The sequence below is a fragment of the Streptomyces sp. AHA2 genome, from assembly GCF_036857595.1.
Lineage (GTDB): Bacteria > Actinomycetota > Actinomycetes > Streptomycetales > Streptomycetaceae > Streptomyces.
Genome location: NZ_JAUQWJ010000001.1, coordinates 763,351 through 776,799, shown reverse-complemented (window position 1 = coordinate 776,799; position 13,449 = coordinate 763,351). Strand labels below are relative to the sequence as shown.

Annotated in this window: 14 protein-coding genes; 9 read left to right on the top strand and 5 right to left on the bottom strand. The window is 71.9% G+C overall.

Translation table 11 applies throughout. The features are described from left to right. Positions 1-13 precede the first annotated feature (13 nt). The 3 genes from Q5694_RS03695 (at position 14) to Q5694_RS03685 (ending at position 3,262) form a co-directional block, all read left to right on the top strand. Positions 14-1,372, top strand: a complete 1,359-nt coding sequence (locus Q5694_RS03695) for an ABC transporter substrate-binding protein (RefSeq protein ID WP_333930501.1) — start codon at positions 14-16, stop codon at positions 1,370-1,372. Between the two features lie 124 nt (positions 1,373-1,496). Next, positions 1,497-2,351, top strand: coding sequence for a carbohydrate ABC transporter permease (locus Q5694_RS03690; RefSeq protein ID WP_333930500.1), 855 nt, complete (start codon positions 1,497-1,499; stop codon positions 2,349-2,351). Then, positions 2,348-3,262 carry a carbohydrate ABC transporter permease gene (locus Q5694_RS03685; RefSeq protein ID WP_333930499.1) on the top strand — a complete coding sequence of 305 codons (915 nt, stop codon included), beginning with the start codon at positions 2,348-2,350 and terminating at the stop codon, positions 3,260-3,262. Before Q5694_RS03690 ends, Q5694_RS03685 begins: the two co-directional genes overlap by 4 nt. A 395-nt stretch (positions 3,263-3,657) precedes the next feature. Here the strand turns inward: Q5694_RS03685 and Q5694_RS03680 are convergent, their stop codons facing one another. Further along, a complete protein-coding gene (locus tag Q5694_RS03680; RefSeq protein ID WP_333930498.1) occupies positions 3,658-3,981 on the bottom strand; it encodes a hypothetical protein in 324 nt (107 codons plus the stop codon). A 117-nt stretch (positions 3,982-4,098) separates the two neighbouring features. Here Q5694_RS03680 and Q5694_RS03675 point away from each other — a divergent pair, with 117 nt between their 5' ends. Continuing rightward, a complete protein-coding gene (locus Q5694_RS03675; protein WP_333930497.1) occupies positions 4,099-4,833 on the top strand; it encodes an SOS response-associated peptidase in 735 nt (244 codons plus the stop codon). A gap of 106 nt (positions 4,834-4,939) precedes the next feature. Here Q5694_RS03675 and Q5694_RS03670 read toward each other — a convergent pair whose 3' ends face one another. Further along, a complete protein-coding gene (locus tag Q5694_RS03670) occupies positions 4,940-5,203 on the bottom strand; it encodes a hypothetical protein (RefSeq protein WP_333930496.1) in 264 nt (87 codons plus the stop codon). Positions 5,204-5,386: 183 nt separating this feature from the next. On the opposite strand from Q5694_RS03670, the gene Q5694_RS03665 reads away from it, so the two are divergent. Next, the gene (locus Q5694_RS03665; protein WP_333930495.1) at positions 5,387-6,316 is read left to right on the top strand and encodes an NADP-dependent oxidoreductase; all 930 of its coding nucleotides are present in this window, start codon (positions 5,387-5,389) and stop codon (positions 6,314-6,316) included. Between the two features lie 170 nt (positions 6,317-6,486). Here the strand turns inward: Q5694_RS03665 and Q5694_RS03660 are convergent, their stop codons facing one another. From Q5694_RS03660 to Q5694_RS03650, 3 genes are all read right to left on the bottom strand, one after another. Continuing rightward, entirely contained in the window at positions 6,487-7,920 is a 1,434-nt protein-coding gene (locus tag Q5694_RS03660) for a serine/threonine-protein kinase (protein ID WP_333930494.1), read from the bottom strand. Positions 7,921-8,058: 138 nt separating this feature from the next. Beyond that, positions 8,059-8,475: an STAS domain-containing protein gene (locus Q5694_RS03655; protein WP_333930493.1), complete on the bottom strand. Its 417-nt coding sequence runs from the start codon at positions 8,473-8,475 to the stop codon at positions 8,059-8,061. Positions 8,476-8,557: 82 nt separating this feature from the next. After that, the gene (locus Q5694_RS03650) at positions 8,558-10,726 is read right to left on the bottom strand and encodes an ATP-binding SpoIIE family protein phosphatase (protein ID WP_333930492.1); all 2,169 of its coding nucleotides are present in this window, start codon (positions 10,724-10,726) and stop codon (positions 8,558-8,560) included. A 415-nt stretch (positions 10,727-11,141) separates the two neighbouring features. Here Q5694_RS03650 and Q5694_RS03645 point away from each other — a divergent pair, with 415 nt between their 5' ends. The 4 genes from Q5694_RS03645 (at position 11,142) to Q5694_RS03630 (ending at position 13,361) form a co-directional block, all read left to right on the top strand. Further along, on the top strand, positions 11,142-11,492 hold the full coding sequence (locus Q5694_RS03645) for an STAS domain-containing protein (protein ID WP_333930491.1): 351 nt from the start codon (positions 11,142-11,144) through the stop codon (positions 11,490-11,492). 96 nt (positions 11,493-11,588) lie between these two features. Continuing rightward, entirely contained in the window at positions 11,589-12,296 is a 708-nt protein-coding gene (locus tag Q5694_RS03640) for a hypothetical protein (protein WP_333930490.1), read from the top strand. 1 nt (position 12,297) lies between these two features. Continuing rightward, entirely contained in the window at positions 12,298-12,717 is a 420-nt protein-coding gene (locus Q5694_RS03635; RefSeq protein WP_333930489.1) for a phage holin family protein, read from the top strand. Further along, on the top strand, positions 12,693-13,361 hold the full coding sequence (locus tag Q5694_RS03630; RefSeq protein WP_333930488.1) for a DUF3618 domain-containing protein: 669 nt from the start codon (positions 12,693-12,695) through the stop codon (positions 13,359-13,361). Before Q5694_RS03635 ends, Q5694_RS03630 begins: the two co-directional genes overlap by 25 nt. Positions 13,362-13,449: the final 88 nt, after the last annotated feature.

The following is a 13,449-nucleotide window of genomic DNA, read 5'->3' as shown; positions in this document are numbered from 1 at the left end:
CCAGGAGCAGGAAATGACGCACAGCACCGCTTCCCCCTCGTCCCCCGTCCACCGCAGAACGTTCCTCGGCGCGGCCGCCGGTGTCACGGCGGCCGGTGTCCTCACGGCGTGCGGCGGGGGCACCAAGGTGGGTGCCGGGCAGAACGGCACCGACGACGCCCCCGCCTTCAGCGGCGACGAGTACAAGGGCCCCGAGGTCACCCTGGAGTACTGGAACGGCTTCACCGGCGGCGACGGCCCGCACATGCAGGCCATGCTCGCCTCGTTCAACAAGAAGTACGAGGGCCGCATCACCGTCAAGAACACCACCCGGCGCTGGGAGGACCTCTACCCGGCGATGCCCACCGCCATCAGCGCGGGCAAGGGCCCGGACATCGCCGTGATCCACAACGACCAGATCGCCACGTTCGCCGTGCGCGGCACGCTCATGCCGCTGGACGACGTCGTCTCCGCCCTGAAGCTGAGCGAGTCCGACTTCATCCCGGCGGTGTGGCAGGCCGGCATCTACGACGGCAAGCGCTACAGCGTCCCCCTCGACGTGCACTGCCTGGCCGACTACTGGAATGCGCGGCACCTGACCCGGGCCGGGCTGGACAAGGCCCCGGACGACCGCGCCGGTTACGAGGAGGCGCTCGAGGAACTGAAGTCCGCCGGCATCGCCCAGCCGTTCTGGATGCCCAACAAGTGGCCGGCGCACCTGATGTTCATGAGCCTGCTGTGGCAGTTCGGCGGGGAGTTGTACGACGAGGAGGGCACCGAGGCCCTGTGGGGTTCGGACGCGGGCGAGGAGGCGCTGGCCTGGATGACCGAGCAGATCCGCAAGGGTTACAGCCCCGCACAGGTCGCGCAGGACTCCCAGTACAACGCCTTCAAGAACGACAAGGTCAGCTTCACCTGGGACGGCATCTGGCAGATCAACGACCTCAAGTCGACCGCAGGGAGGATCAAGTGGAACATGTCGTCCCTGCCCACGATCGGATCCACGCCCGCGGTGTGGACGGCCAGCCACAACTTCGTCCTGACGTCCCAGGCCGGGCGGGACAAGAACAAGGTGCAGGCCGCGAAGTTCTTCATCGACTACATGAGTGAGCGCTCCACGGAGTGGGCTCGAGCCGGCATGATCCCGGCCCGCAACAGCGTCCGCGCCACTCCCGAGGTGTCCCGTCTGCCGCAGACCCCGCTCGCCCGCGACGTCGACGTCTTCCGCTTCCTGCCGGCCCTCCCCGGTCTGGGCGACGTGCAGAGCAAGGCACTCGAACTGGCCGTCCAGAAGGCCGTTCTGGGCCAGCAGTCGCCGGGCGACGCACTGGCCGACGGGGTGAAGACCGCCAACAAGATCCTGGCCGACAACAAGCAGAAGTACGCGAAGTGAGGCGATCCCGGTGCGACGGCTGACCACCCCGTCCGCCACGAAGGACCCGCGAGCGCGGGACGCGGACCCCACCGCGGTCCGGGCCGTCCCACGCTCCTACCAGTGGTGGACACCCTATGTGTTCATGGCACCGTACCTGGTGCTCTTCCTCACCTTCGTGGTGATCCCCATCGGCTACGGACTGTGGATCAGCCTGCACCAATGGGACATCAACCTGCCCGCCAAGCCCTTCGTGGGACTCGACAACTACCGGGAGTTGTTCGACCCGGGCAGTGTGGACGCGCCTCGCTTCTGGCAGGCCATGCGCGCCACGGGCATCTTCACCCTGCTCTCGACGCCCCTGCTGCTGATCGTGCCGTTGTTCACCGCCCTGCTCATGAACGGCAGGTTCCGCGGCCGCAACCTCTACCGGGCCGTCTACTTCGCTCCGTACGTCCTCGGTGTCGCCGTCGTCGGCCTCCTGTGGCGGTTCCTGCTCGACGGCAACATCGGCCTGGTCAACCATTACCTGGGGCTGCTCGGTCTGCCCGACGACATCCAGTGGACGACCGACACCCCGGCCGCCTGGTGGGCCCTGGTCCTGGTCACCGTGTGGTGGACGCTCGGCTTCAACTCCGTGATCTACCTGGCCGGTCTGCAGGACATCCCGGCCGAACTCTACGAGTCCGCCAAGGTCGACGGGGCCGGCGCCTGGCAGCGCTTCCGGCACGTCACACTCCCCGGGCTGCGGCCGGTCGCGTTGTTCGTCGTGAACTCCACACTGCTGGCCTCGGCCAACATGTTCGGCCAGTCCTACATCATCACCGGCGGGGCTCCCGCCGACGAGACCAAGACCGCCATCTTCCTCATCGCGGAGACGGGTCTGCGGCGCTTCGAGATGGGGTCGGCGTCCGCCATGAGCTTCATCCTGGCGCTCGCCCTGATGGCGGCCAGCGCGGTGGTCTTCCGTGTCTTCCGCGAACGTCAGGAGGGACGATGACCCACACGCAGACCAAGCAGTGGCGGCCGACCGGACACGCCGTCTCCGACGGGCGGAGCCGGGCGGGAGGGCCGCCCCCCGGGGCCACGCGGCGTCTGCGCCGTTCCCTGCTCCACCTGGTCCTGGCCGTCGTGGCGGCGCTCTACCTGAGCCCGCTCGCGTACATGGTGGTCACCTCCTTCAAGACCGGGGAGGCCGCCGGGTCCACGGATCCGCAGTGGTTCCCCTCCCCCGCCACGCTGCAGGCCTACCGGGAGATCCTCACCGCCACCGACAGCCCGGTCCTGCGGTGGCTCGCCAACAGCGTCCTCGCCGCCGCCGCACACGCGGCCCTGGTCCTGGTCACCGCGACCCCGGCCGCCTACGCCCTGGCGCGGATGCGGTTCAGGGGCAGGACGGTGTTCTTCACCTCGATCGTCGCGACGCTGTTCGTGCCGCCCATGGTCCTGCTCATCCCGAACTTCCTGATCGTCAACGAGCTGGCCTGGGTGGACAGTCTGCCCGCGGTGATCGTCCCGGGTGCGGCCGGCGCGTTCGGGGTGTTCTTCCTCCGCCAGTTCTTCCTCACCGTGCCGGCCGAACTGGAGGAGGCCGCGGAGCTCGACGGCTGCAACCGGTGGCAGATCTTCGTCAAGGTGGTCCTGCCCCTGTCCAAACCCGCGTTGACCACGCTCGGCATGCTGTCGTTCCTCGCCAACTGGAACGACTTCCTGTGGCCGCTGTACGTGCTGCTCAGCCCCGAGTCGCTCACCCTGCCCGCGGGCCTGGCCAACTTCCAGAACGCCAACAGCATCCACTACGACCTGCTGATGGCCGGGGCCGTGATCGCCAGCGTGCCCGTCCTGCTGCTGTACGTCGTGGCCCAGCGCTGGGTCATCGAGGGCGTCTCCCGGTCGGGCCTCAAGGGCTGAGGGCCGGAAGCCGACCGCACGGCGGTCGTGGGACAGGGGCCGCGGTCCGCCGAGCCGGCTGTCCGCGCCCCTGTTCCACCTCCTCCACGTCGACGGCGAGTTGTCTCCGTTGACCGCGCCGCACCCCTCGTGCGGTCTTCGGACCGCCCCCGCGGCCGCGAGTGGTCACTCGACAGCAGGCCGGACGCGGTGGGGGTCGGCTGCTGGCAGCAGGTGCGCGACCACTTCGGCGCGGGCCGCGCGAACCGGACGTACCGGGCCTGTGGGGTCACCGCCGCCGCTTCCCACCGCTCCCCCGTCGAAATCGCCTCCATGGGTCTTTGAGTCCCGGAACCTCCAGGTCACCCGGCCGGAGCGCGCACGAGCAGCCCACACGGCCGTACCGCCGGCGCGGCTCAGTCCTGCGCCTCCTCCTCGAGGCGGGCAAGACCCTGCTCCCAGCGTCGTCGGCGCTCGTCCGCGGTCTGGTCCCACCAGGGGGCGCCCCGTTCACCCAGCGCGATCTTCGCCTGGTTCACGCGTGCGCGCGCCGTCCGCTCGGCGTGCGCGTCCGCGGCGCTCGTGGCCGAGCGCACCGCGCGACGGGCCGACATGAGGTGACGGCGAAGACGCGCGGCGATCTCCTCGGGGATCGCCGGATCGGTGGCCCGCCATCTCCTCCCCCCGACGACGACGAAGTGCCCGTCCGGAGTCCGCTCCGGTGACCGCTGTGGTTCCACGCGGACGATTCTGCCCCCTCGGCGCGCGGACGGCCGGCCGCCGCCCGGCCGTTTCGGGCACACGCCACTGCGGCGGTATCCGCACCCGGGGCTGCGGCGGCGTGGCACAGTGGCGGTATGTGTGGCCGCTATACCTCCACCCGTGCCCCCGAGGACCTCACCAAGCTCTTCGACGTCACCGACTGGCGCCCCGAGGAGACGCTCGCTCCCAGCTGGAACGTCGCGCCGACCGACCAGGTCTACGCGGTGCTCGAGCGTGCCGCGCGGGACGGGGAGCACGAGGTCCGGCGAGAGCTGCGGGCGCTCAGGTGGGGTCTGGTGCCGTCGTGGGCGAAGGACCCGAAGGCGGGTGCCCGGATGATCAACGCCCGGGTCGAGAGCGTGCACGAGAAGCCCGCCTACCGGCGTGCCTTCGCCAAGCGGCGCTGTCTGCTGCCCGCCGACGGCTTCTACGAATGGGAGCAGGTGAAGGACGAGGCGACGGGCAGGACCCGCAAGCAGCCGTACTTCATCCACCCCGCCGACGGGCAGGTGATGGCCATGGCGGGCCTGTACGAGTACTGGCGCAACCCCGATGTCCGGAACGACGACGATCCGGACGCCTGGCTCATGACCTGCACGATCATCACCACCGAGGCCACCGACGCGGCCGGCCGGGTGCACCCGCGCATGCCCCTCGCCCTCCGTCCGGAACACTACGCGGCCTGGCTCGACCCCGGCCACCAGGACACCGAGGACCTGCGCGAGCTGCTCACCCGGCCCGCGGACGGGAACCTGCGGGCGCGCCCCGTCTCCACGGCGGTCAACAACGTCCGCAACGACGGAGCGCATCTCGTGGACGCGGTGGACTGAGGACGCCTCCGGCCGTGCTGCGAGCCGACGGGGAGCCGGAGCAGGGGCGGCAGGGCCGGACCAGTCAGTGCAGCGGGGCCGCCGCGCGGCCGGTCCTGTGGACCGGTCACCGGGTCTGATCGCGCAGGTACTCCGTCAGTGCCGTGCCCGGCCGGAACGTGACCGTGCCGTCGTCCGCCCGGAAGCTGCCGAAGCTTCCCAGGGTGACGGTCTCCTGCGCCTTGAGCGCCTCGGCGATGGCACCCGCCTGCTCGACCGTGCCGAAGAGCAGATCCAGGATCCGGCCGATGTCGTCCGTGTCGAGCGGCCCGCCGTCCGGGGCATCGGCGGCACGTCGAGCGGTCATCTGGCTGAGCTGCGACTTGTCCACGATCACGTTCCCGTCGCGGTATGAGGGCGGTGCTCCGACGCTTCCACGATCGCGGCAGGCCGGACCGGGCGCATCTCCGGACCGCGTGAGCCACGAGGCGCCAGCCGGTCCCCAACCGACACATATGCGTGCGCATAATTTGCCACCACCCGTTAACCGCGTCCGCATGTATGCTCGACTCTCATGAAGGCCATCACACTCACGCAGTACGGAACCGGCGACGATCTCGAACTGACCGAGCAGCCACGGCCCAAGGTCGCACCCGGTGAGGTTCTCATCCGGGTGAAGGCCGCCGGTGTGAACCCGGTGGACTGGAAGCTCGCCGGGGGCGCCCTGGACTCCCTGATGGAGACCCGCTTCCCCCTGATCCCCGGCTGGGACGTCGCCGGTGTCGTGGAGCAAGTCGGCTTCGACGTGAGCGAGTTCACCGAGGGGGACGAGGTCTTCGGCTACATCCGCAAGGACACCGCACAGCTCGGCGCCTACGCGGAGGAGGTGTCGGCCCATGTCCGCATGCTGGCGCCCAAGCCGGCCTCGCTGTCCTGGGAGGAGGCGGCCGGCATGCCGCTCGCGGGGCTGACGGCCCTGCAGTGCCTGGACCGTGTCGGAGTGCGCGACGGCTGGACCGTCCTCGTGCACGCCGCGGCCGGTGGGGTGGGGGTGCTCGGCGCCCAACTGGCCGTGGCCCGCGGGGCCCGGGTCATCGGAACGGCCGGCGAACACAACCACGAGTTCCTGCGCGGTCTGGGCATCGAGCCGGTGACGTACGGGGAGGGCCTGGCGGAGCGCGTGGCCGCGCTGGCTCCCGAGGGCATCGACGCCGCCCTCGACTTCGTGGGCGGGGAGGCCGTGGAGGTGTCTTTGGGCCTGCTCGACGATCCGCGCCGACTGGCCTCGATCGTCGACCCGGCCGTCGCCGCCCACGGAGGCCACTACGTGTGGGTGCGGCCCGATTCCGCGCAGCTGAGCGAGCTGGGCCGGTTGGCCGGTGAGGGGCGCCTGACCGTCCCGGTCGCCAGGGTCCTCCCGCTGGCGGACGCCGCCGAGGCCTGGCGGCTCAGCAGGGAAGGGCGCACCCGGGGCAAGTTGGTGCTCTCCGTCGGCACCGGCTGACCTCTCGTCCGCGGCGCCGCCCGGCGGGACCCTCCCGGCGGGCGCGCCCACCGCGGCGGGGCGGAGCGGGGCCGGTGGGCAAGCGGACCCGGGCGGCCGAGCGGGCCGGAGGGCCGGGTGGGCCCGACGTCCGCGCGGGAGATCACCGCGGCTGCCTGCGCCCCGGCTCGTCACCTGGCGTGTGCCGGCTTCTTGCCGTGCTGCTTCGATCGCGCGTGCGCCGGCGGCCGGCCCTGGCCCTTGGTCTTTCCCGTCGCGGCCTTCTCGCCCCGGGGCCGCTCGGGCGTACCGGACGCCGGGGAGAGCCGGTCGGCCTGCTCCGAGCCGGAGGAGGGTGCGTCAGCGGCACGCGTGGGGGCGGGGTCGCGCGCCGGACGGGCGGAAACGGAAGGACTGGCCGAAGGCGGCGTCGCCGACGCGGAGGACGTGTCCTCGTGGCGCACGGCGGAGTCCCGAGGCCGTGACGAGCCGTCCCGGCCGGGGGCCGACGGAGCCGCCTCCCCGGCGGCGTCGTGGTGCGAGAAGCCGTCGGCCATCACCACTCCGGCCGCGACCACGGCGGCAAGTGCGGCCGCCACACCACCGGTTCGCAGACGGCCGCGCCTGGAAGCGGACCGGGACTGCGCGTCGGCAGCGTCGGGTGAGGCGATCGGGGCCAAGTGTGCCTGCACCGCCGGCGACAGGTTCCGGTGGGTGCCGTCCGCCTGATCCGCGACCGTGGGAGGCACGACACTCAGCGCGCGCCGCGGAGCGGACGCGACCGGGCGTGCCGCGTCCGCTCCGGCGAGACGGGCCAGCGCCTGGGAACTCTCGTCCGCGGTGGGCCGGTCGTGCTCCTCCAGGCTCGTCATGCGCCCGAGGAGGCTCGCGAAGGCACCGGGCAGGAAGTCCGGGATCGCGGGTGGGCGGTGCAGGCGCGCTATGGCGGCTTCCAGGGGGCCGCCGTCGTACTCGAGTCGGCCGGTGAGGCATTCCAGGAGGACCAGGCCGAGGGCGTAGATGTCGGCGGGCTGTCCGACGGGTCGGCCCAGTACCTGTTCGGGCGAGAGATAGGCCGCTGTTCCGGTCAGGGTGCCGGTGGCGGTGCGGGTGGTCGCGTCCAACAGCCGGGAGATGCCGAAGTCCGTCAGGTGCGGCCGTCCCGCGGGGTCCAGGAGGATGTTGGACGGCTTGACGTCCCGGTGGACGATGCCCGCCTGGTGGGCATGGGCCAGGGCGTCGGCCAGTGCCGCACCGAGTCCGGCCACGGCCTGGCAGGTCAACGGCCCCTCGGCGATGCGCGACTTCAGGGTGGGCCCGTCGATCAGCTGCATGACGAGGAAGGCCTCGCCGTCGTGGCGTCCGGCGTCGAAGGCGGTCACCAGCCCCGGATGCTGCAACCGGGCCAGGATGACGGCCTCGCTGCGGAGGGCCTCCTCGGTGTCGAAGCCGGTTCCGGCGCGGAAGACCTTCACGGCGACCGGCCTGCGCAGCCGCAGGTCGAACCCGCGGTGGACGTCCGCCGCGCCGCCCGAACCGATCAGCGCGTCCAGACGGTAGCGGCCCGCCAGAATCCGGGCGCATCCCCGCAACACCCGTGCGCCCCGTACCTCGCGCAACCCCACCTCGATCTCCCCACCGCGCCCGCGCGCACCGCTCGCCCACCCGTCACCGACGGATCACCGAACGCGGGTACCCCGCCGGTGCCCGCTTGCACACGACACCCCGCGGGGCTGCCCGGTACGGCGGGCCGGCGGGGCGGTTCAGGCCGGCAGGGCGTCGTCGACGGTGCCGTACAGCGGCAGCACGGTCGTCAGGCGGGTGAGTTCGAGGATGCGCAGGACCTCGGGCTGCAGCCCGGTCAGCCCGAAGCGACGACCCGCGTCGGTGCGGCTGCGGTGCAGGGCGACGAACGCACCGAGGGCGCTGGAGTCGCAGAAGTCGACCTGGCTGAGGTCGAGGACGAGCAGGGGGGCCTCCTGCATCTCCTTGGTGCCCAGATGCCCGAGCAGTTGGGGGGTGGTGTGGTAGTCGATGGGGCCGGTGACGGCGACGACCGCGTGCCGCGGGCCACGATGGGAGACGAGGGTCAGGGAGGGCCCGGTCGGGAGCAGACCGCCTGAGTCGGCCGGTGACGGGCTGCCGGGCTCGGGCGCCGGGGGTTCCTGGGACGGGGTCATCGGGGGCGGCTTTCCGGTGGAGTGGGCGGGCAGGGCGGTCGGTCGTTCGTGCTGCGGCCGGTGAACCGGGCCGGGGCGGTCGTCATGCGGTGGCGACCTCCACCCAGACGACTTTGCCGCCGTCGATCGGGCGGGTGCCCCAGCGAGTCGCCAAGGCGTCCACCAGGAATATGCCACGGTGCCCGAACTCCCCCGGACTGGAGACGATCAGACGCGGTTCCTCGGCACTGCTGTCCGTCACCTCGAGGACGACGCGGTCGCCGCTGCGCCGCAGTTCGACGCGCATGGCGGTCCTGGCGTGGCGTACGGCGTTGGCCACCAGTTCGTCCGCGATGAGCATGAGGTCGTTGGCGAGGTGGGGCAGCCCCCAGGCGCGCATGGTCTGCGCCGCGAGGTCCCGGGCCTCGGGAACCGCGCCGGAGACCGGCGGGTAGTCACGTACGACCGACACCACCCGGTGGGCGGGGTCCTCCGGCCGGTAGAGGTACAGCATGGCGATGTCGTCGTCGTGCTGCCCGTCGGCCAGCGCTTCCAGCCAGGAGTCGCAGTCCGCCTCGATCTCACCCACCGGGCCGGCCAGGAGTTCACCGAGCTGCCGCAGTCCCTCGTCGATGGACCGTCCTCGGCGCTCGACCAGGCCGTCGGTGTAGAGCAGCAGCCGGGCGCCGGATTCCAGGCGGGCTTCCGTCTGGGCGTACTGCCGTCGTCCCACGCCCAGGGGCGGCCCCACCTGCTCGTCGAGGAACCGTACGCCGCCGCGCGGATCGCGCAGAGCGGGCGGCAGATGACCGGCCACGGCCGCACGCAGGTGGGTGCGGTCACGGTCCAGCAGGGCGTAGGCGCAGGTGACGATGGAGCCGGGCGCGATGTCGTCGACCAGGACGCTCAGGTGCTCCAGGACCTCGCTGGGGGTGAGGGCGAGGTGGGCGTAGGCGCGGCAGGCCGTGCGGATCTGTCCCATCACGGCGGCCGCTTTCACCCCCTTGCCCATGACGTCGCCGACCACCAGGGCGACTTCGCCGTCGCGCAGCGGTATGAGGTCCACCCAGTCGCCGCCCGCGCCGCGGCTGCGGGCCGCCGGGAGGTAACGCGACGTGATGGCGATGCCGTCCACCTGGGGCAGGCGCGGCAGCAGGTGTTGCTGCAGTTCCATCGCCGCCTCCCGCTCCTGGCGGTAGCTCTGCGCGTTCTGCAGGGCCACCGCGGTCTGCGCGGCGACGCCCGTGACCAGGCGCTCGTGGCGCCTGGTGAACCTTCCGGGCTCGGCGTGCCCGAAGAAGAAGCCGCCGAGCACGGTGCCACGGGAGACCACGGGCACGGCGAGGTAACTGCGGACCGGCAGATGCCCTTCCGGCATGCCGTGGTGCGGCGCGTTGTGCCCGTATCGGGGGTCCGCGGTGATGTCGTCCGACCGCACGATCCCGAGGCCGCGGAACGTCTGCTCGAACACCTGGGTGTTGCGCGGCATGGGGAACTTGTCGAACTCCGACCGGTCCACTCCGGAGATGACGTAGAGCAGGTACGACTCGCCGGTCTCACCGAGGACGTTGTAGAAGAAGGCGCCGAACTCCGCCCCGGCCAGGCGGGTCGCGGTGTCGACCGCCCGCTGGACCAGTGCGTCGAGGTCCAGCTCCGCGGCGAGCGTGCTGCCGATCTCCTGCAGGAGTTCCACGATGGCCGCTTCCTCGCGCAGTTGACTCTCGCGCTGCTGAAGCTCTTGCTGGGAGCGGCGCAACCGGGCCTCGGTGGTGCGCAGTTCGGCCACGGCGGTCTGCAGGTGGGCGGCCCGCTCGGCCACTGTGCCGTCCAGGCTGTCCGCCAGTGCGTTCGCCGCCTCCGCCCGGAGCGCGGGCGGAGCACCACCGGCGGACAGCAGGGCGAGGCGCGCGCTGCAGGCCAGGGGGCGGAACAGTTCCACGGTCTCGTCGGCCAGCTCGGCCGGACAGGTCAGCGTCACCACGAACCACTCCCCCGCCGTCAGGGGACCGCCGAAGAAAAGGCCCGAGGAGTGACCGTGGTGGGGGGTTCCGTCCAGCGGGCCGTCGTCCGCGCGGCTCAGCCGCAGGACGGCGACGCCCGAGTCGAGCAGGGGCGGGTCGTCCGCGGCGTCCGCGCGGGCACCGGCCCGCTCGAGCAACCGGTGCGCCAAGGAGGGGCCACCGGCGGCGTCCGGCGACGGCGGGAGGACGGCCGCACGGTCCGCACGGTCCACGGCCGGCGAAGGGGCGGCCTGCGGACGGAACTCCCGCACCGGGCCGAGGATCCCGCGAGGAGCCAGACACACGCTGACGCCCGGACGCCCCGTGCCCCGGCCCGTGCTGAACCGGCTGTGGAGGAAGTCGGCCAGTGACTGTGCCGCAGCGTCGAGCGTCGGCGCCGCACGGACGGCCTCCCGTAGACGCGCACCGCACGCGGCCATGTCAGCGAGATCGAGGGCCGGGAGATCGTACGAAGCCGGGTAGCCGGCCGAGTGCCGTCCGTGGGCCGAATGCCGTGCAGCCATGGTCAGACAGTAGAACATGCCGGTGACCTTCCGGTCCGCCCCACGGGGCATCGGTGAGGGCTCCCGGCATCGGGTCCGGCACACCCGCCGCGCGCGCCGGTGTCGTGGCCGTCACACCGGAGGTCACTGGATCTTCGTTTCGGTCCGGTGTGAGGATGAGCCAATGTCTGCGCCCTTCGAGTCGACGAAAGTACACGTCACCCGCCTTGATCAGGTGGTGTGCGTCGCTCTGCGCGGTGAGCTGGACTTCGAGGACGCGGAGGACGTCGAGGCCGCTTGGGCGGCGGCCGACCGTGCCGGGGCGCCCACCACCGCCGTGGATCTCTCCCGGGTGGAATTCGCCGACAGCATGCTGCTGAACGCCCTCCTGGACGCACAGCGTCGTCATGCCGCCACGGACCGCACATTCGTCCTGCTCGGCCCGCTCAACGCCTCGGTCGCCCGTCTGCTGGAAGTCACCGGAACACTCGAACACTTCACGATCCAGAACGCCGCATCGCAAAAAACCACTTAATCGCCCCAAAGGTGTGTGAATCGCCTCAGGACAGTCACTCGGGCAGAGCAGGTTCCCACGAAGTTCGTGGGGTCGGCGTGCCGAGGAGAGTGTCCGATGAGTGAGTCCATGCACAACGGCGGCGGAAAGCTGCAGCAGGCCGGACAGGCAGCCAGGAGCGAGGCGTTCGCCACGGCCGACCAGACCAGACAGGCCACCGGGCAGGTGGCGGCCACGGCCGCGCAGCAGGCCAAGGAGGTCGCCGGGGAAGTACGGCACCAGGCCGGCTCCGTCGTCCAGGATCTGCGCAGCCGCGCCATGCAGGAAGCCGAAGGGCAGACCCGTCGCGCCGCGGAAGTGCTGCGGCAGTGGGCGCAGGACGTCGCGGGGCTCGCGGAGAACGCCCCCGGCGACTCGCCCGCCCGCAGCGTCGCCGGTCAGGTGGCCGACCGCGGGCACCGGGCTGCCGACTACGTGGACAAGCAGGGTGTCGAAGGCATCCTCGCCGACGTGCAGAGTTTCGCCCGTCGCCGCCCCGGCCTGTTCCTGGGCGGGGCGTTGCTGGCCGGGCTGGCCGCGGGGCGCATGGGCAAGGCGGCGGGCAAGGCCGCCCAGTCCGGCGACGGCGGGCAGGAGCAGTCCGCCCCGGGGGCGCAGCCGCAGTACCCGGTCGACCCCGACATACCGACACCCGAGCCGGGTGGCGGTGAGTGGACGCCTCCGCAGCCGGTGTCGCCCCCGTCCGGGTCACCGGCACCCCCGCCCGTCCCGCCCGTGAGTCCGGCTCCGGGTGGCACGCCGGCGCCTCCGCACCCGGGGGTGTGAAGTGGCCTCGATCCAGCCGGACCACCACACGCGTCCCCACGACGGCGAGACTTCCGTCGGGGAACTGGTCGCGCAGGTGACGTCGGACGTCCAGACCCTCTTCCACCAGGAAGTGGAGCTGGCCAAGACCGAGGTGCGGCAGGAAGCGGCCAAGGCGGGCAAGGCGGCCGGCATGTACGGCGGCGCCGGATTCGCCGGGTACATGGTCGTGCTGTTCGCGTCCCTGGCCGCCGTTCTGGGCCTGGCGAACGTGATGGACGCCGGCTGGGCCGCCCTGATCGTCACCGCCGTGTGGGCCGTGGTGGCAGCCGTGCTGTACGCACGGGGCCGCGCCGGAATGCGCACCGTCTCCCCCAAGCCCGAGCACACCATCGAAACGATGAAGGAGAACACCCGATGGGCACGTCACCCGACCAGATGAGGGCGGACATCGGCGTCACCCGCGACCGTCTGTCCACCGATGTCAACCGGCTCGCCGACCGGGTCAGCCCCCGCCAGATGGTGCGACGCCGCACCGACCGGGCGCGGGGCAGGGTCACCGGCCTGCGGGAACGGGTCATGGGTTCCGCCTACGACACCGCGCACGGCGCCGCAGGCAGCGCCCGGTCGGCGGCCGGTTCCCTGCAGGAGGGCGCCGGCCAGGCCACCGACACGGCCCGCAACGCGGTCCAGCAGGCCGGCGAAACGGTCCGGCAGGCACCCGAGCAGGCCATGCGGCAGACGGAAGGACATCCACTGACCGCTGGGCTGATCGCCTTCGGTGCCGGCGTACTGGCCTCCTCCTTCCTGCCGGCGTCGCAGACCGAGCAGCAGGCCGCTTCCACCCTGATGGAACAGGGCCAGGAAGCCCTCGAACCGGTGAAGCAGGCCGCACTCGACTCCGCGCAGACCCTGAAGGAAGGCGCCCGCGAGGCAGCACAGAGCGCGGCGGAGGAAGTGAAGGGCACCGCGGGAGAGGCCGTCCAGGCCACCCAGGAAGAGGCGCGCAACCAGGCGGGGACCGTGGCCGACCAGGCCCGTGACTCGGCCGGGAGCGTCGCCGACCGGACACGCCGACAGTCCTAGGCGGTCCGCCTGCCCGCTGGGCGGGGCCGTGCCGGGCGCCGGTCACGGACACGCTGTCGTTTCCGGCGCCGCACCCCGGGGAACCCGC